Origin of the sequence: Streptomyces sp. BE303, from assembly GCF_036290945.1 — a bacterium.
Taxonomy (GTDB): Bacteria; Actinomycetota; Actinomycetes; order Streptomycetales; family Streptomycetaceae; genus Kitasatospora.
Genome location: NZ_JAQYWZ010000382.1, coordinates 1 through 17874, shown reverse-complemented (window position 1 = coordinate 17874; position 17874 = coordinate 1). Strand labels below are relative to the sequence as shown.

Annotated in this window: 13 protein-coding genes; 9 read left to right on the top strand and 4 right to left on the bottom strand. The window is 75.0% G+C overall.

Annotated features, from left to right (window positions below):
• The first annotated feature begins 4 nt into the window (after positions 1-4).
• The 3 genes from PUR56_RS06325 (at position 5) to PUR56_RS06315 (ending at position 2622) form a co-directional block, all read left to right on the top strand.
• Positions 5-1294, top strand: a complete 1290-nt coding sequence (locus tag PUR56_RS06325) for an MFS transporter (RefSeq protein WP_329880699.1) — start codon at positions 5-7, stop codon at positions 1292-1294.
• A gap of 80 nt (positions 1295-1374) precedes the next feature.
• Positions 1375-2181, top strand: coding sequence for a dimethylargininase (ddaH, locus tag PUR56_RS06320; protein WP_329948170.1), 807 nt, complete (start codon positions 1375-1377; stop codon positions 2179-2181).
• A 231-nt stretch (positions 2182-2412) separates the two neighbouring features.
• On the top strand, positions 2413-2622 hold the full coding sequence (locus tag PUR56_RS06315; protein ID WP_329948169.1) for a hypothetical protein: 210 nt from the start codon (positions 2413-2415) through the stop codon (positions 2620-2622).
• Between the two features lie 138 nt (positions 2623-2760).
• On the opposite strand, the gene PUR56_RS06310 is transcribed toward PUR56_RS06315, so the two are convergent.
• Entirely contained in the window at positions 2761-5874 is a 3114-nt protein-coding gene (locus PUR56_RS06310; RefSeq protein WP_329948168.1) for an AfsR/SARP family transcriptional regulator, read from the bottom strand.
• A 413-nt stretch (positions 5875-6287) separates the two neighbouring features.
• Here PUR56_RS06310 and PUR56_RS06305 point away from each other — a divergent pair, with 413 nt between their 5' ends.
• On the top strand, positions 6288-7313 hold the full coding sequence (locus PUR56_RS06305) for a hypothetical protein (RefSeq protein WP_329948167.1): 1026 nt from the start codon (positions 6288-6290) through the stop codon (positions 7311-7313).
• Between the two features lie 91 nt (positions 7314-7404).
• On the opposite strand, the gene PUR56_RS06300 is transcribed toward PUR56_RS06305, so the two are convergent.
• Positions 7405-7884: a hypothetical protein gene (locus PUR56_RS06300; protein ID WP_329948166.1), complete on the bottom strand. Its 480-nt coding sequence runs from the start codon at positions 7882-7884 to the stop codon at positions 7405-7407.
• A 186-nt stretch (positions 7885-8070) separates the two neighbouring features.
• Between PUR56_RS06300 and PUR56_RS06295 the strand changes: the two genes are divergently transcribed.
• On the top strand, positions 8071-8901 hold the full coding sequence (locus tag PUR56_RS06295) for a class I SAM-dependent methyltransferase (protein ID WP_329948165.1): 831 nt from the start codon (positions 8071-8073) through the stop codon (positions 8899-8901).
• Between the two features lie 128 nt (positions 8902-9029).
• Positions 9030-9896: an S-methyl-5'-thioadenosine phosphorylase gene (locus PUR56_RS06290; protein ID WP_329880690.1), complete on the top strand. Its 867-nt coding sequence runs from the start codon at positions 9030-9032 to the stop codon at positions 9894-9896.
• Between the two features lie 21 nt (positions 9897-9917).
• On the opposite strand, the gene PUR56_RS06285 is transcribed toward PUR56_RS06290, so the two are convergent.
• On the bottom strand, positions 9918-14099 hold the full coding sequence (locus PUR56_RS06285) for a CHAT domain-containing protein (RefSeq protein WP_329948164.1): 4182 nt from the start codon (positions 14097-14099) through the stop codon (positions 9918-9920).
• 101 nt (positions 14100-14200) lie between these two features.
• Here PUR56_RS06285 and PUR56_RS06280 point away from each other — a divergent pair, with 101 nt between their 5' ends.
• The 3 genes from PUR56_RS06280 (at position 14201) to PUR56_RS06270 (ending at position 17010) form a co-directional block, all read left to right on the top strand.
• Positions 14201-14614 (top strand): hypothetical protein, encoded by a 414-nt coding sequence (locus PUR56_RS06280; protein ID WP_329948163.1) that lies wholly within the window; start codon positions 14201-14203, stop codon positions 14612-14614.
• 7 nt (positions 14615-14621) lie between these two features.
• Entirely contained in the window at positions 14622-15440 is an 819-nt protein-coding gene (locus PUR56_RS06275; protein WP_329948162.1) for a hypothetical protein, read from the top strand.
• A 277-nt stretch (positions 15441-15717) separates the two neighbouring features.
• Positions 15718-17010: a hypothetical protein gene (locus tag PUR56_RS06270; protein WP_329948161.1), complete on the top strand. Its 1293-nt coding sequence runs from the start codon at positions 15718-15720 to the stop codon at positions 17008-17010.
• Between the two features lie 119 nt (positions 17011-17129).
• Here the strand turns inward: PUR56_RS06270 and PUR56_RS06265 are convergent.
• A partial coding sequence (locus PUR56_RS06265) for a hypothetical protein (RefSeq protein WP_329948160.1) occupies positions 17130-17874 on the bottom strand: 745 nt, incomplete at its 5' end.

Sequence of the window (17874 nt, the reverse complement as noted above, 5' to 3'; positions counted from 1 at the left end):
CGTCATGACCACCACTGTCTCCGTCCCGCCGCCCGTGGCGGACCCGCCGAGGAGGAGCCGCTGGGGCCTCTGGGCGCAGGGCGACTTCCGCAAGCTCTGGATCGGCGAGACGACCAGCGGCCTCGGCACCGCCGTCGGCAACGTCGCGCTCGCCCTGGTCGCCGTCGTGACCCTCGACGCCTCCCCGTTCATGGTCGGCGTGCTGACCGCCTCCGCCTGGGTGCCCTGGCTCTTCCTCGGTCTGCTGGCCGGCGCCTGGGTGGACCGCTGGCCCCGGCTGAAGGTGATGCTGGTCTGCGACCTGCTGTTGCTGCTGCTGTTCGGCAGCGTGCCGGTGGCGGGCTGGTTCGACGCCCTGACCATGGCCCAGCTGGTGGCGGTGGCGCTGCTGGCCGGTGCGGTCAAGGTGTTCTTCTCCACCGCCTACGGCGCCGTCCTGCCCGCGCTGGTCGCCAAGCAGGACCTGCTGGAGGCCAACGTCAAGCTGCGCTCGGGGGACTCCGCGGCGGAGATCGCCGGGCCGGGTCTGGCGGGCCTGCTCTCCCAGGTGTTCGGCGCGGCCAGCGGGCTGCTCGCCGACTCGGTCACCTACCTGGTGTCGGCGCTCTGCGTGGGCACCATCAAGGCCGAGGAGACGCCGCCGCCGGTCTCCGAACGGCGCGGCATCCTGCGGGAGATCGGCGAGGGCGTCCGCTTCCTGGCGCACGACCCGTACCTCCGCACGCTGGCGACCTTCGGTGCCGTCGGCAACCTCGGGCTGAACGGCATCCAGGCGGTGCAGACGGTCTTCCTGGTCCGCAGCGTGGGGGTGACGCCCGGTGGGATCGGCATGGTCTTCGCGGTGGTGTCGATCGGCGGCCTGGCCGGTGCGGCGCTGGCCGGGCGGATCGCCCGGCGGTTCGGCACGGCGCGCGGGCTGCTGCTCTGCGAACTGGTCGCCGCGCCGTTCATCCTCCTGCTGCCGTTGGCCGGCGAGCAGCTGCCGCTCGCGGCGAGCGCCGTCGCCTGGTCGGTCGCGGTCTGCGGGGTGATCGCCGGGAACGTCATCGCCGGCAGCTTCTACCAGTCGTACTGCCCGCCCGAGATGATCGGCCGGATCCGGGCCAGCGCCTCGACCGTGAACTTCAGTGCCATCCCGGTGGGCGCCCTGCTCGGCGGCTGGCTGGGCGAGGTGCTCGGTGCCCGCACCACCATCTGGATCATGGCGGGCGTGCTGCTGTCGGCCGGCGCGGTGCTGCTGGCCGGCCCCCTGCGCGGCCTGCGGAACTTCCCCGAGCGACCCGCTGACTCCTGACCCGCCCCCGGCGGACCCTCACCCCCGGTCTCCCCGGTCTCCTCACCTCCCTCACCTCCCTCACTTCCCGGAGCCCCGCCATGACCCGCACCTCCCGCCCGCGCCGCTACCTGATGTGCCGTCCGACCCACTTCGAGGTCAGCTACGCGATCAACCCCTGGATGGATCCGGCCAAGCCGGTCGACACCGGCCTCGCCGTCGCCCAGTGGGAGCGGCTGTACGAGCTCTACGGCGAGCTCGGTCACCGGGTCGACCTGATCGACCCGCTGCCCGGCCTGCCCGACATGGTGTACGCGGCGAACGGTGCGACCGTCGTCGACGGCCGGGTGCTCGGTGCCCGGTTCCGCAACGTCGAGCGTGCCGCCGAGGGCCCGGCCTACCTGGAGTGGTTCCGCGCGAACGGCTTCACGACGCACGACCCGGAGCACGTCAACGAGGGCGAGGGCGACCTGCTGCTGACCGGCGGCCACCTGCTGGCCGGACGGGGCTTCCGCAGCGAGTCCGCAGGGCACGCGGAGGCGCAGGAGTTCCTCGGCCGGCCGGTGATCGGCCTGGACCTCGTCGACCCGCGCTTCTACCACCTCGACACCGCGCTGAGCGTGCTCGACGGCGACGAGGTCATGTACTACCCGGGCGCCTTCTCCGCGGGTAGCCGGGCGGTGCTGCGGCGGCTGTTCCCGGACGCGGTGCTGGTGGAGGAGGCGGACGCGGCGGTGTTCGGGCTCAACGCGATCAGCGACGGCCTGCACGTGGTGCTGCCGGAGGCCGCGACCGGGGTGGCGGCCCGGCTGCGGGAGCGCGGCTTCCGGCCGATCGGGGTGGACCTCTCCGAGCTGTTCAAGGGCGGCGGCAGCGTGAAGTGCTGCACCCTGGAGATCCGCCCCTAGAGCGTGCTGCGGCCACCGGGACCCGGCCCGCCCCCGCCCGCCCCCGCCCGCTCTCGGCGATGGGCGACCGGATCGAGGACAGGATCGACGACCGGATCAACGACCGGATCGACGACGGTGATCGACGCACGGTGCTCGTGCGTCGATCTGCCGTTGAACGCGCCTTGCCATGATGATTCCATCACCCCGGAAAACCCCTTCCCACCAGGGAAGACGCCCTAGGGAGCAGTCATGGCGAAGCGCTCGAACCACCGTCTCACCCGGATCCGCCTGGCCGCCGCCGGCCTCGGTCTGGCGATCGCCCTCGGTGCGGCGGGCACGGCGATGGCCGACGGTGCGACCGGCGCAGGCCAGGGCGGGGTGGTCACGACCACCCCGACCCCGACCCCGACCCCCACCGACGGCGGCGGGCACGGCGACTGGAACAGCACCGGCTCCTGACCCCCGTACCGGGCACGGCTCCCGCCGCCTCCCCGAGTGCAGAACCGTTTCTTCAACGGCCGTTGCTCCGCCCCCGCCCACACGGCACGGACGGCACGGACGGCCCCGAGCCCTCCGCCGCACCGGCGGCCGGCCGGCTCACGGCTCGACCAGCGCGAACGCGGGCTCCGTCAGCAGCACCGCCACCTGGGCGGCCTCAGGCAGCCCCAGGCGGGCGAAGATCTCGAACGCCTGCCGGAGCCTGACCCCCGCCTCCGCCCCGCGTCCGAGGTCCGCGAGCGAGCGGCCCAGCACCACCAGCGCCTGCGCCTGGTCCCGTTCCGCCCCCAGCTCCTCGCAGAGCACCAGGGCCTGCCCGGCGTGGTCCAACGCCTCGTCGGCCCGGCCGAGCGAGCGCAGACTGTCCGCCAACCGGTAGCGCGCGTGCGCGGCCCGGTCCCGCAGACCCGCGCCCAGCGCCACCGCCAGGCACTCGCCGAACCACGTGACCGCCTCCGCGTGCCGGCCCAGCGCGTGCAGCGCCAGCCCCAGCACGTAGAGGGTGTACGCGCGCCCCGGGTCGTCCTGCCGGGTGCGCAGCTCGGCGAGCACCTCGTGGCAGATGGCCACCGCCTCGTCCGCCCGTCCGCTGCGGACCCGCGCCAGCGCGGCGTTCACCGTCGTCACCAGGGCGCCGGAACGGTGTCCCAGCGCGTTGGCCAGCAGCAGCGCCTCGTCGTAGAGGTCGACCGCCTCGTCGTAGCGGCTGAGGAACTGGCAGATCAGGCCCAGGTCGTTCAGCGCCTGACGGAGGATCACCGTGTCCCCGGCGGCCCGCGCGGCCCCGGCCGCCTGCCGGGCCGCCGCCTCGGCCGCGTCCAGCCGGGTCGCGGCGAGGGCGACGTTCCCGCGCAGGAAGTGCGCGCGCCCCTCGGCCCGGACGTCCCGGTGCCGGGCCGCGGCCTCGGCCAGCGCGTCGGCGGTGGCTGCCAGCCGGCGGCTCGGCGGGGTGAGCACGAACGGGGTGAGCGCGATCAGCAGGTCGATCGCGGCCCGCAGCGCCGACCCGTCCGCCCCACCGTGGGCCGCCCCACCGTCCGAAGCAGCCGCCCCGCCCGCCGGAGTCGCTCCCGCCGGGGTCGCTCCCGCCTGCTCCGCGACCTGGGCCGCCAGGGCCACCGCGCCCGCCCGCTCCGCCGACGCCCACGCCCGCGCGGCGTCGTGGCCGGCCAGCGGAACGCCGGGGGAGCGGGCCGGGCCGAGCGCGCCGGCCGCCGGGTCGCCCGGCACCGCGTGCTGGAACGCGGTGCACGCCGTGGCCAGCAGGTGGTCCAGCAGGCGGTCCCGGGCGGCCACCACCTCGCCGTGGTCCCGGGCCGGCTCCGCACCCTCCGCCGGCCGCCGCCGGGCGAACGCCCGCAGCAGGTCGTGGTACCGGTACCGGCCCGGGAACGGCGACTCGACCATCGCCACGTCCACCAGCGCCTCCAGCAGGTCCTCGGCGTCGTACTCGTCGAGGTCCAGCAGCGCGGCGGCCGAGGCCAGGCCGATGTCCGGCCCGTCCACCGACGCGACCAGCCGGAACGCCCGGGCCTGGTCGGCGGTCAGCTGCCGGTAGCTCAGCTCGAAGGCCGCCGCCACCGCGAGGTCCCCGATCCGCAGCTCGTCGATCCGCCGCCGCTCCACCTGGAGGCGGCGGCTGAGCGTCTCCACCGTCCACCCGGGCCTGGCGGCCAGCCTGGCGGCCACGATCCGGACCGCCAGCGGCAGGTGGCCGCAGGCCACCACCAGCTCCCGCGCCGCGTCCTGTTCGGCGGCCAGCCGTTCGGCGCCGATGGTGCGGCCCAGCAGGTCCAACGCCTCGGCGGGCTGGAACACGTCCAGGTCGACCTGGACGGTGGCGGGCAGTCCGGCCGGCCGGGTGCGCCCGGTGGTGAGCACCGCGCAGCCGACCGCCCCCGGCAGCAGCGGCCGGATCTGTGCGGCGTCCTTCGCGTTGTCCAGCACCAGCAGCAGCCGTCGTCCGTCCACCACCGAGCGGAACAGCGCCGAGCGGGCGTCCAGCCCGTCCGGCACCGCGTCCGCCGCCACCCCGAGGGCCACCAGGAACCCGCTGAGCACCGCCTCCGGATCGGCCGGGACGGGGTCGGACCCGCGCAGGTCCACGTACAGCTGGCCGTCCGGGTAGGCGTCCCGGACCCGGTGCGCGACGTGCAGCGCCAGCGCGGTCTTGCCGACCCCGCCCATGCCGACCACGGTCGCGATCACCAGGGCCTGCGGGGAGGGCGAGCCCAGGGCCTCGTCCAGCACCCGGACCGGCGCCGTCCGCCCGGTGAAGTCGGCGGCGTCCGGCGGCAGCTGCGCGGGGCGGGGCGGCGCGGCGGCCGGTCGGGCCGTCGCGCGGGCCTCGCCCGTCTCCTCCGGCTCGCCCGCCCCGGCGGCGGCCTCGGGCCCGGTGCTCCCCGCCACCGCCGGGCCCGCCGGCTCCGGCGCGGCGGGTGCGGCCAGGGCCGGGTCCCCCTCCAGGATCCGCCGGTGCAGCTGCTCCAGCTCCGTGCCCGGCCCGACCCCCAGCTCCGCGAGGAAGAGCTGCCGCACGCCGCGGAACACCGCGAGTGCGTCGGCCTGCCGTCCGGCCTGGTACAGCGCGCGCATCAGCAGCTCGTAGGCCCGCTCGTGCAGCGGGTGCTCGGTGGTGAGCGCGGTCAGCTCCGGGATGCAGCGCGAGTGACGGCCCAGCGTCAGGTCCAGGCCGATCCGCTCCTCCAGGAGGGTCAGCCGCAGTTCCTCCAGCCGCTGCCGGTGCCGCTCCGCGAACGGACCGGGGATGCCGGCCAGCGGCTCGCCCTGCCACAGTTCCAGGGCCTGGTTGAGCAGGTCGCGGGCGCGCAGCGGGTCGGTCCGGGCCGTGCGCTCCGCCTCGGCGGCCAGCGACTCGGCCTCGGCCGCGTCCACCGCGAGCTTGGGCAGCACGAGGCGGTAGCCGTCGCCCATCGACACCAGGACGCTCGGTGCCTTGTCGTCGCCGCCCCGACCGCCGTCGGCGGGCCCGTCCGCGCCGCCGACGGTTCCCCCGTCGAGGATCTTCCGCCACCGCCACGCGTAGGTGCGCACGGTGGTCATCGCGGCGTTCGGGGGCTCCTCGCCCCAGAGCGCCGCGATCAGGTCGGTGGCGCTCGCCGAGTGGCCGGGCCGCAGGAGGAGGACGGCAAGCATCGCCTGCTGCTGCGGACTGCCCACCTTGAGCGCCGACGCGCCCCGGTACGACCGCATCAGACCGAGTAAGGAAAAACGGAGATCGCCCAAATCCTGCCCCCAGCTGCCCCAGGACAGTGCCCGCCCCGCTCGTGCACATGTCAGACTTCGTGTCACCTATAAACCACAGCGCCGCACCCGATGTCGAGACTTCGTTGAGCCTGCGGTGACCGGGCGTTGAACGCCGTCGTACAGAATCGACCGTGCGGGGGGCCACCGGAGACGGTCCGGCCGGCCCCCGTCCCGCCCTGCACGCCGGGCACAGGGAAACCCCCTGCTCCCCGAACTTCCCTACCCCCCAAGGCCGCTACCGCCGCGGGCCGGTCCACCCCGCGCCTGCCTCCGCCCGGACGGCCGGGACCCCCGTGCTCCGGCCCCGCCGTCGGTCGCCGCAGCGCGGGCCACGACCATACCTTCGGAGGCGGACGTCCGTGAATACCGCTCTGCTCTACCACCTGCTCGACGTCGACCCGGCCGACGGGCCGGCCGAACTGCTCCACCGCGCCCGCGGCAGCCGCCGGCTGCCCGCCCTGGTGCTCTCCGCCCTGGCCGGCGACGGCGTCCGGATGGGCGAGCCCGCCCGCGCCGAACTCCGCCGGGCCCGCGACCGAGCCGACCGCTACACCCGCCTCGCCGACGACCTCGCGCGCTCCACCGGCGTCCGCGCCCTCCGCGGCCTCCCGCTCGCCGGCTACTACCCGGCCGACCTGCTCAGGCCGCTGGACGTCCTCGACCTGGTCGCCCCCGGCGAGGCCGCCCTCTGGCAGGCCGTCGTCCGCCTGGTCACCGACCACCCGGTGGAGCACATCGAGGTCACGCTGCTCGGCGACCGCCCCCACCACACCGCCGTCACCGTCCTCTGGCCGGCCGAGGACCCGCTCGTCGACCCGTGGTACCGCGTCCGCGTCACCACCGCGGCCCTCGACGGGGACGGCGCGGGCGTCCCCGTCCGCCCCTACCTGGTCGCCGACGACCACGTCGAATGCCTCATCGCCCTCGCCGAGGAGGGCCTCCGCCGCCCCTTCCTCCCGGCCGACGTCCTCGACGTCGCGGCCCTCGACCGGCAACCCTTCGAACCCGCCGAGACCGCCGCCGTCGTCGCCGCCTACCGGCTCGCCCCCGAGGCCGCGGCCCTCCTCGACCTCGCCGCCACGTACCTCCCGCTCGGCCCGCTGGCCCTGGTCCGTGCCTCCCTCGAAGCCGAACTCGCCCCCGAGAGCCGCCGCCGCACCGAGGCCGCCGCCGCCCTGCGCCCCGCCGCCCGCCACGGCACCCTGCTGCGCCGTACGGCCATCCGCCACGACTGGGACGAGGCCCTTCTGGCCCCCGTGCCCGACGGCCCGCTCCTGCTCACCCCCGTCGCCGACTACCTCCTCACCCCGGCCCCGGACTCCGCCACGCAGGCGGAACGCGCGGCGGGGCTGCGGGCGCTCCACGACTGGGACGCACTCTGTTGACCGGGCCGCTTCGCTTCGCTACGTCCTGCCCGCCGCTACGCCCTGCCCGCCGCCACGGCGGCGACAGGCCGGCCGGTCGGCCGGAGAAGTCCTACTCCTCGACCGGTTCGGCGTCGCTCAGGTCCTCCACCCGCACCGGCCGCCGCCCGTCGAACACCACGGCCAGGCCGTACGGGTCGCAGACCGGCAGGCTCCCTTCGGTGAACCGCAGCTGCCACCCGTCCACGAAGAAGTCGACCTGCGGGGCGCCCAGCGGAAGCTCCGCGGCCGGCGCCGCGAGGTAGTGCCCCGCCTCCTCCGCGGAAAGCCCGAGCGACCCCGGGTCCGAGGCCATCACCCGCTGGACGAACCCGAGCGCCGCCCCGACGAAGCGGTCCACCTCCGCGACCACCTCGCCGAGAAGCGTCCGATCCACCTGCCCCGGCTCCTCGCCTGCCTCCAGCAGCACGTTGACCTCGACCGGCTCCCCGCCCCGCGCGCACCGGGGCGGCTCCGTCGCTCCCCAGACCCGCAACCCGCCCGGCCCGTCCGCGACCGGCACCAGCCTGCCGAACCCCGCGCCCGCCGTCACGCCCGCTCACCGCTCCCGGTCACCGGCCACCTCTCGTTTCGCTCCAGTCGCTCTCAGCGTAGGGCCCGACCACCGCGGCTCCCTCGACCCGTCCGCCCTTCTCGCGTCACGTCCAGGGGAGTTGACGGTTCGCCGGCGGATGGTCGAGCCTTGACCGGACATCAAACTTAGGTAAGGCTAACCTTCATGTCGGATGACTTCCCGGTGCACGGCCTCTCGGGCGTGGCCAGTACGCTGCTCACCCCCCTCTACGGCCGCGCCCACGCCGACCGGCTGCTCCCCGGCACGGACTTCCGGGACCCGCTCGCGGCGGCCGTGCTCGAACTGACCGGGTTCCGGGCCGAGGAGGTGCTGACCGACCGGTCCAACGCCGTCGGCGCGATCCACCGGGCGATCGTCTTCGACGCCCTGGTGCGGCGGTTCGCCCGGCTCCACCCCGACGGCGCGGTCGTGTCGGTCGGCATCGGCCTCTGCACCCGGGACACCCGCCTCGGGGACGCCGTACCCGAGGGCGTCCGGTGGATCGGGGTCGACGTGCCCGAGGTCGCCGAACTGCGGCAACGGCTCCTGCCCGACAGCGCCGTACGGCTGCACGCCGCCTCCGTCACGGACCCGGAGTGGGTCGAGGCGCTGGTGGGGGAGGACGGCCCGGCCCTGGTGGTCGCCGAGGGCGTGCTGATGTACCTCACCGACACCGAGGTGTCCCGCTTCCTGACCGACGTCCACCGGCAACTCGGACCCGGCACCGGCCTGCTGGCCGACTTCTTCCACCCCTGGGTGGCCCGCAGCGGCCTCCATCCGATCTCCCGCGCCACCGGGGCCCGGTTCCGCTCCGGCGCGCGCGGCGCCGCCGGGCTCGCCGCCGCCGCACCCGGCTGGAAGGCCGTCGCCGAGCACCCGGTCATGGAACGGATCGGCCCCGCGCAGCGGATCGCCGCCGCCGTCCTGCGCGTCCCGATGCTCGGTCACCGCCCCTACGCGGTGGCCGAGCTGACCGCCGGCGGACCGCCCCGCTGACGACGCGGCCCGCCACCGGACCCGGCCGGGCCCGCCCGACGCGGCCGGACCGCCGCCGGGTACCCCTCGTCCGTCGCGCCCTCCTAGGGTGGCCGGTGCAACCCCGACCGCCCCCGAGAGGTGACCACGTGACGACCACCCGGCCCGCACCCGATCCGGCCCCGCGCGCGGAACTCGGCGTGATCGGCGGCTCCGGCCTGTACGCGCTGCTCGACGACGTCACCGAAGTCACCGTCGACACCCCGTACGGGCCGCCCAGCGACTCGCTGTTCGTCGGCGAGGTGGGCGGCCGACGGGTCGCGTTCCTGCCCCGGCACGGGCGCGGGCACGCCGTCCCGCCGCACCGGATCAACTACCGCGCCAACCTCTGGGCCCTGCACTCCCTCGGGGTCCGCCAGGTGCTCGGCCCCTGCGCGGTCGGCGGGCTGCGCCCCGCGTACGGGCCGGGCACCCTGCTCGTGCCCGACCAGTTCGTCGACCGCACCTCCGGCCGGGAGCAGACCTTCTACGACGGCGTCCCGCTCCCCGACGGCTCCGTCCCGGGCGTCGTGCACGCGCCGATGGCCGATCCCTACTGCCCGGCCGGCCGCGGCGCCGTCCTGGCGGCGGCCCGGGCCGCCACCTGGGAACCGGTCGACGGCGGCACCCTCGTGGTGATCGGGGGCCCGCGCTTCTCCACCCGCGCCGAGTCCCGCTGGTTCACCGCGAACGGCTGGTCGGTCGTCGGCATGACCGGCCACCCGGAGGCCGTTCTCGCCCGCGAACTCGCCCTCTGCTACACCTCCCTGAACCTGGTCACCGACCTGGACGCGGGCGTGGAGAGCGGCGAGGGCGTGACCCACGCCGAGGTGCTGAAGGTCTTCGCCCGAAACGTGGACCGGCTGCGCACGGTCCTCTTCACCGCCCTGGAGGCCCTCCCCGCCACCCGCACCTGCCCCTGCCCGCACGCCCTCGACGGCTTCACCCCCGGGCTCCCCGGCCTCCCGACCACCTGACCGGGACTGCCCGGCCCGCCCTCAGGCACCCGCGTGGACGTAGGCGGCCCAGATGTGGGGGCGGTCGGGTATCCGGCGGCGGAGTTCGCGGACGGTGTGGTGCAGGGCGAGGGCGCTCCCCGGGGTGTCGTCGGCCGTCACTCGGCGGTAGAAGTCGCGGGTGACGTGGTCCGCGTGCGCGCTGTCGATCTCCCAGAGCGTGCCGACCGCGGCGGGGAAACCGGCGAGCAGGAAGGCACTCGTGATGTGGATGGCTTCGTCGCTGAGCCGCTCCGAGGTGCGCGCCGTGCCGCATGCCGTGAGGAAGGCGAGCCTGGCGGCGTGCGGCCGGGCCCGGCAGATCTCCAGGACGGAGAGCTGCTCGCCGCCGGGCAGGTGGAGCCGGGCGCCGGACGGTTCGGCCGGGTCGGTGGCCGCGTGGCAGCCGAAGTGCACCCACCGGGTGCCGCCGAGTGCGCCGAGGACGGCCTCGCGGGTCGCCGCGGTGCCGACCAGCGGCGCGGGCGCCCGGAGCAGGCCGGCGGCGTAGCGGGCCGCCTCCGCGACGCCGGGCATCTCGTTCTCGGGGGCGGCGACCAGCAGGGCGGCGGTCCCTCCGGCGGCCGGGCCGCCGCCCTCGCGGTGGGCGGCCCGGGAGCGGGCGTACGCCAGGGTCTGGAACCCGGGGACGTAGGAGGAGACGACGGTGTCGAGCGCGGCGCCGCAGCCGGGCTCGTCGCAGTCGGGCAGGGTGCACTGGGCGGCGTGCAGCGGCAGGGCGTGGAAGGCCCCGGTGGGGATCCACCAGATCCGGGGCCACGCCCCGGAGTCGGGCACGGGTCCGTCGGCCCCCAGATGGGCGAGGACGGGGCGGACGATCTTGTGCCAGGTCCAGGACAGGGTGCGACGCGTGGTGGCCCCGGCGCCGACGAGGTCGGCCGGGGAGGGCCGGGCGGAGCCCCGGAGGCTGACGGCGCCGACGGCTTCGCGCAGCCGGTGGGCCGTGTCGGTGAGCTCGTCGGTCGGCGGCGCGAGGGGCAGCGCGGCGATCGTCCGGCCGGTCACCACGAGGGCGTGGAGGTAGTGCGGGCCCTGGAGGAGGAGGACGACGGGCCCGTCGACGGCCAGCTCGCGCAACCGGTCGCCGGTGAGCGGCCGGAGGAAGGCGTCGAATCCGGGCAGGGTACGGATGTGCCCGATCAGCTCGTCGAGGTCCCGCGAGGCGTGGAGCCCGTCGAGCCGGGCCCGCTCGGGCACGACGTCGGGGGCCCGGCGAGGCCCGGCGTCGGCCGGACGGGGGGCCGGCCCGGCCTCCGGCCCGGTCGTGGTCAGATCGGCCAGCAGGCCGGTGAGCCGCTCGAACTCGCCCGCCGGCCCCGGGTGGGCGGCCCGCAGGTCACCGAGGTCGGCGCGCGCCTCGATCCGCCGCGACAGCAGCAGCCCGCGCCCGCGCTCCAGCAGCTCGACAGCCCGCTCGACGTCGGGCCCGTCGACCACGGACACCGTCCGGCGGGCGCCGGTGTCCCGGCCGGCAGCCACCGACAGGATCAGCTCGACGATGCCCCGGAGGTCCCCGTCGAACGAGGACAGCCCGTGCTCGGCCGCGGGCTGTGAGCTGCCCCGGTCGGTGACCTGCGCCAGCAGGTCGACGGCCACCTCGACGTGCGCAAGGGCTCTGGGGATGCCAGACCTCGACGCCCGCAGGGCATCCTGCGCGCCCCAGATCTCGATGTGCGCCCTGGTCGCCACGGAGGGCGTGAAGCCGCCGGGAATCCGCGGGTTGATGGCGACCAGGCCCTCGAACAGCAGACGGTCCACGGCTTCCAGCCGGTTCGAGCTCTCGGGTGCCGGCCCTGTCGAGTCCACCGCTGGTGGGAACCGCAGGGTTCCGACGGCTATGGAGACGGGGATCCGCAGGAGGTCGGCCCACCCCTCGGGGGCCTCCGGCGCGACGGTGGCGATGACCCGCTCGATCTCGTCGATGAAACGCCGATTCTGACCGGGGTCGCTGCTCCCGTTCGCCCAGACCCGTTGGGTGAGGACGGTGACGAGCGTCATCGCGGACGTCAGCCGTCGGCGGTGACCGGGGACGAACGCGGCGAACGTCGTCCGACACCGGTCGACCAGCTCGTCGGTGAGGACGGCCTTCGGACGACCCCCCGGGCCGAGGAGGTCGATCAGGTTGAGGCAGTCATCGCCGACCGCGTCGAGCCGCAGCTGCGCGGTCCACCTGGCCGAGCTCGTTTCGGCGCCGAGTTCCTTGATCCGCAGCGCCGCCCGGCGGGCCAGGGCCAGCTGGTCCGGCTCGTGACCGAGCAGGTAGTTCTGTACGGCCGTGGCGTATTCGGTGTTGGCCGACACGAACGCCTGGGCGAGGCCGGTGGCCCTGCGCGGGTCCCTGGGGCGGATCGCTGCTTCGGCGATGACCGCGGCTGCCTCGCGAGCGGCCTCCGGATCGATGCGAAAGGCAGAGACGGCCGTGAGGGCGTAGGCGAGGAGCTCGTCGGTGGCCTCGGAGTCCGCAGGGGCACGGGTGCGGGCGTAGCGGAGCAGCTGGATGATCTCGTCGATGACACCGAGGTCCTGGGAGGTGTTGGCCCGGACCATCAGGGTGGTACCGAGGGTCGCGGCCACGTGGGCCCTCTGGAGGCTCTCGTTCTCGGTGAGTTCGGCCATGATCGCGCGCAACTCCGCGATCGCGTGGTCGAGGCCGTCCGTGTCGCCGGGGTCGAGGAGGTCGAGCCGCAGAGCAGCGAACCGGGTCGGCAGGGACCTCGGCCGGGCGAGCTGCGGGTCGTCGAGGCCGTCGGCCGGTTCCGAGGGGAGGGCGGCGATCACGGCGAGGGCCAGGGCCGGCGCGTAGTGGCCCGCGAGCAGTGGATCGCAGATCGACGAGCCCGCCGGTGACGTGCGGGCGACCTCCTCGGTCAGCGTTCTCACGTCGGCATCCGCCCGGGCGGCCCCGGCCGGGTCGACCGCCCGCGATTCGTCGGCCCCGAGCCCGGTGAGGGCGGCCAGGACGGCAACGTAGGCGTAACGGCGCGGCTCCTCCGGGGGGACCGCGGCCAGTGCGGCGCGGAACCGGGTGATCTGCTCGTCGGGGACCCTCGTGCCCGTGCTCATCGAGTCCGCGACGGCGAGGAGTTCCAGCTCGATGTCGGGGGGCGCGCCCTGGTGGTCGTACAGCTCCCGGAGCTGGTTCACGAGCTCCCCTGCCGCGCCCGGGTCGAGCTGTTCGGGGGCGGTGCCGTCACCTCGCTCCCGGAGGAACGCCTGCTGAGCCACGCTCAGGGCGGCGGTGACGACGGGATGCGCCGGGTGCTCGGCGGGTGTGGCGGCGAGGGCCGAGCGCAGCCGGTGTACGGCGCAGGCGATCCGGCAGGCGTCGTGCTCCCGGGTGCCCGCCTCGGTGAGGACGAGTCCGATCCGCAGCTCGAACTGCCCCGGCCAGGAGGTCGAATCGGCCTGGAGCTCGCGCACCGTCCGCAGGGCCTCCAGGGCTTCCGGGGGCAGGGTGCCGGCCGGAGCCGCCGCGACCAGACGGTCGACCTCCGCGAGCGGCGGGTCCCCGAGCATTCGCGCCGCATCCAGGACGGTTCCGAGGGCGAGCGCGGCCATGCCGGTGCCGGCCGCGTCCAGGTCGCCGGGGGTGACGGAGGACAGTGCCTCGGTCGCCACCCGGCCGTGCCGCCCGGCGACGGCCAGCGCGCCCGGATCGGCGGTGAGCCGGAACCGGGCCAGCTCCAGTACGAGGGCCTGCATGGTCAATCCGATGTCCCCGTCGGGCCCCTCCGGCAGCAGGCTCCGGGCGAACGCGGACCAGGCGAGCGCGCGGCCCAGCGCTGCCGGTCGGTCGGGTTCGGCGACATCCGGGGCTTCGATCAGCTCGCCGTGGGCGGCGCCCGCGAGTTGGGCGAAGCGCGCGTCGTGGAGCGGGTCGGCGGGGTCGAAGGACTCGCCCAGCGCGGCCGGGAACCGGATGTCCCCGGGGGTGCGGGATTGCAGGAAGCCGGAGGTGGCGCCGATGAAGAGAACGTTGACGGCGGCCTCCGGGTCGTCCGGCCCCTCGTGCCGGAACCAGAACGTCCGGAAGACGGCGAAGACCCTGTCGAGATCGACGGGACTCTCGGGCCATGTCGTCGCCTCGCGCAGGAGCGCGTACGCCTCGTCCGTCACCTCCGGAGCCCGGAGCGGTAGTGCGTCGCCCGTGTCCCTGTACCTCAACAGCCTTGCCGTAAACCGTTGGTGAAGGTCAGTCACGTATTCAGCGTAACCTGACGTATCGTGGCGAGGAGTGCATCGAGGGGGAACCGTAAGGGGGGACCGTGGGAGCCGGGGGCAAGGAGCGGCGGGTCTTCGAGGACGCCGTCGAGTACCTCTGCCGCAACGCCGGGGCGTTGCGCGATCTCGTCGGAGCGACCCGTTGGGACGGGCCCTTCGCCCTCGTCCGCGACGGCGACCCGGCCACCGGCGCGTGGCACGACGCCGTCCGGGCCCTCCACGAGGCCGCCGAGGACGCCGGAATCCCCGGCGGGATCGGCCTGCGCACCACGATGGGCGTCGGCGACTGGCCGGGCGGGCCCACGCCGCGGTCGGTCGGCTGGATCTGCCCCACAGGCCGCTGCGCCCGGGTCGACCTGCCGGACGACGCCCCGCCGGACGCCGTCGGGCCGGACAACGCCCCGCCGGACGCCCGGGTCTGCGCGCTGAGCGGCGGACCGCTGCGCCGAGTGGACTGAGACGCGCATGGGCCTGCTCCTCGAACTCCAGAAACGCATCCCCGACGGATGGTTCCTGCGCCGCCTGCTGCCCGCCGTCCTCCTGGTCGTCGTCGCCGCCGTCGGGGGCCGGCTCGGGCACCGGCACTGGGCCGACCGCGGCCTCGCCCGGGAGGCGGTCGCCGGTGTGCTGCGGTTCGACGGCGGACTCGCGTCCGACACCGCGGCGGTGCTCGCCCTCCTCGCGGTGGCCGCGGTGGCCGCCGCGTTCCTGCTGCCCTTCGCCGCCGGGGCGGTGGGCGCGCTGGCGGCGGGGGCCTGGCCCTGGTGGCTGACGCCGTTGGGGGAGCGGCTGACCCGCCGTCGGGCACGCCGCTGGGCGCCGCCTGCGGAGATCGCCCGGCAGGCCGTCCGGGCCCGCGCGGCCGGCCGCGAACTGCGCGCCGCCCGGCTCGACGCGCTCCGGGCCCGGGCGAGCCCGACCGCTCCCACCGGCCCCACCTGGTCGGGTGACCGGCTGCGCGCGGCGGAGGAGCGCATCAGGGCGACGACCGGCGCGGACGTCGCCGAGGCGTGGACGGGCCTGCTCCTCGGTGCGTCCGACGCTTCCCGCGAGGCGCTGAGCGCGGTCCGTGACTCCTACGACGCGGCCTGCGAGGGCCTGGTGTGGGGCGCCGCCTTCGCCGTCGTCGGCCTCTGGTGGTGGCCCTCGGCGGTGGTGGGGATCCTCGTCGGCCTCGCCTCCTGGCGCTCCCTGCGCCGCGCCGTGGACTCCCTCTGCCGTACCACCGAGGCCGTCTTCGCCCTGCGGCAGACCGACAGCCCGCCCACTCCGTCCAACCCCTGACCCCGGCCCCCGCCCGTCCCGCGCGGGACGTCGGACGGGCCGACTTCCCGCGCGCGCCCGGGCCGGGCCGACGTCGGCGGGTGCCCGCCGGTGCCCTGCCGCGCACCGGCCCCACCCCTACGCGGCCCCGTCGCTGCCCGTTCGGGCGGACCTCCCGCCGGTGGGGCCGGATCGGCGGCCCGGCCGGGTCGGCGGGCGACAGGATGCGTGCGGCGGTCCCCCCGGAGGACCGCCCCGCTACGCCCCGACGCCCCGACGCCCCGCCCAGGAGACTGCCATGGCCCAGCGAAATCCCGTCCGGATCCCCGTCCGGAGGCTGGTGATCGGGTGCACGACGCTCGTCGCCACGGGTGCCGTGATCCTCACCCTCGCTCCCGCGCCGACCTCGTCCGCCGCGGAACGGCCGTCCGGTGCCGCGCGCCCGGTGCTGACGTTCAGCAGTCTGGACGGTCCGGTCACGAAGGCGGAGATCGAGTCCTTCCGCTCCTACGCCCTGACGCTCACTCCCGCCCCGAACAACATCCGCAACCAGTGGGCCCAGGGACACAGCGGCGAGGACACCAAGGCGATGGGCCTGGTGTACGAGGTGTCCGCGGACCGGGCGGTCCTCGACCGGATGATCGTCTTCTGCGATGCCGTCCTCTCCGAGCGCAACGACCTGGCGGCGAAGCCGGTCGGGCAGCACGTGCTCTGGACCGGCAAGGTCGATCCGGCCTGGCCCAACGACGTGTCGGCCGCGCCCGTCGGTACCGGCGGCGAGCAGGGCGATCCGGTCGGCCACCTGGCCTACTGCGCGCAGCTCGTCCTGCGGACGCCCGCCCTCTGGCAGACGAAGGTGCCCGACCACGACCCGCACGGTTACGGTGCCACCTACCTCGACCGGGCGAAGCGGTTCGTCAAGGAGGCCGACACCGCCGTGGACCGCCACATCCTGGGCCGGCTGCTGGACGTCTCGAAGGGCGACCGCCAGTACTTCGCCGCGGACTCGCCATACAAGGGCGGCAAGCCGGTGCCGTGGAACCAGCAGATGATGTTCGACTACGCCTTCCAGAACCTGGCGGTCGCCCACCAGTTGCTGGGCGACGACGCGAAGCGGGTCGCCCGGTACGACCGGCTGGTGCAGGCCAGCGTGGACTGGTTCTTCGCGGAGGCCCGCAGCTACCGGGATCCCGCCGGGAAGACCGCCTACGACTGGGTGTACGCGGCGCAGACCCGGGACAAGGAGGACAACAACCACGGCAGCCTGGACTGCGCGGGCCTCTACCGTGCCTATCTGTCCGGCCGGTACGGCATCACCGCCCAGCAGTTGGCGCCGCTGGCGAACACCTTCGTGGACGTGATGAGCACCGGCTCGGGCCACTACGCCGGGCGTGTGGACGGCACCGACGGCACCGGGAACAGCGCGCCGACGAGCTACGTCCGCAGCGGCTGGCTGCTCACGGCGGAGTTCCGGCCGGACGCCTACGACAAGCTGATGAAGGCCAACTTCCCGAAGCGGACGACGACCGCCGCCGACCAGTTCTCCCGCGCGCTGATGCTCAAGTCCCGTCTGAACAAGCCGAAGGGCTGATCAGGGGTCGGGCGGTGCGGGGCGACCCAACGTCCGACCCGGCCGACCGGCCGTGACGGGGCGGAGTGCCGGTCGCAGTCCTCGGCGAGGCACTGCGACCGGCACGCGCGCCGGAGACCCTAGAGCTCCCTGACGTGGGGCGGGTTGCCGGTGGAGATGGAGAGCTTCCCCTGCTGGATCTGGACGTCGCATCCGCGGGTCAGCAGGCCGTAGTCCTTGGTCAGCGAGAAGTTCGCCTTGCCGAAGGCGACACCGAGGCCCCGATCGAAGGTCACCCACTTCTTGAACTCGTTGATCCCGAGGAACAGGATCCGGTCCGGCATGGTGACGAACAGCCGTTCGCCGTCGTGACTGAGTTTCATCCCCCCGCCGACGGTGAGGAGGCCCTTCACGTGGCCTTCGCCGGCGCGCAGCTGGTTGACGTCGGCCTTGTCGGCGACGACGGCGCCGAGGTCGTGCCCGCCGTCACGGTAGACGCGGACGCCGGACTTGGGGAACTCGATCCACCCGTCGGAGGTGTCACGGCCCTGGACCCACTTGGTGTTGACACCGTTCAGGTCGGCCTTGTCGGCGGCCACGGTGCCCCAGTCCTGGGTGCCGTCCTTGCGGACGTTGACGCCGGCCTGGGGGAAGTCGATCCAGCCGTTGCCGTGGTCGCGGTCGCCGACCCATGTGGTGTTGAGGCCGTTGAGGTCGGCCTTGTCGGCGGTGACGGTGCCGAGGTTCTCGGTGCCGTTCTTGTGGACGGTGGTTCCGGTTTGGGGGAAGTCGATCCAGCCGTTGCCGGCGGCGCGGTCGCCGACCCACTTGGTGTTGACGCCGTTGACGTCGGCGCGGTCGGCGGTGACGACGCCGAGGTCCTTG

Bases quoted from the DNA above. Each gene is read 5' to 3' on its own strand.
- PUR56_RS06295 (WP_329948165.1), top strand. From the start codon at position 8,071: ATGTCGGATGACTTCCCGGTGCACGGCCTCTCGGGCGTGGCCAGTACG.
- PUR56_RS06315 (WP_329948169.1), top strand. From the start codon at position 2,413: ATGGCGAAGCGCTCGAACCACCGTCTCACCCGGATCCGCCTGGCCGCC.
- PUR56_RS06275 (WP_329948162.1), top strand. From the start codon at position 14,622: ATGGGCCTGCTCCTCGAACTCCAGAAACGCATCCCCGACGGATGGTTC.
- PUR56_RS06270 (WP_329948161.1), top strand. From the start codon at position 15,718: ATGGCCCAGCGAAATCCCGTCCGGATCCCCGTCCGGAGGCTGGTGATC.
- PUR56_RS06325 (WP_329880699.1), top strand. From the start codon at position 5: ATGACCACCACTGTCTCCGTCCCGCCGCCCGTGGCGGACCCGCCGAGG.
- ddaH (WP_329948170.1), top strand. From the start codon at position 1,375: ATGACCCGCACCTCCCGCCCGCGCCGCTACCTGATGTGCCGTCCGACC.
- PUR56_RS06310 (WP_329948168.1), bottom strand. From the start codon at position 5,874: ATGCGGTCGTACCGGGGCGCGTCGGCGCTCAAGGTGGGCAGTCCGCAG.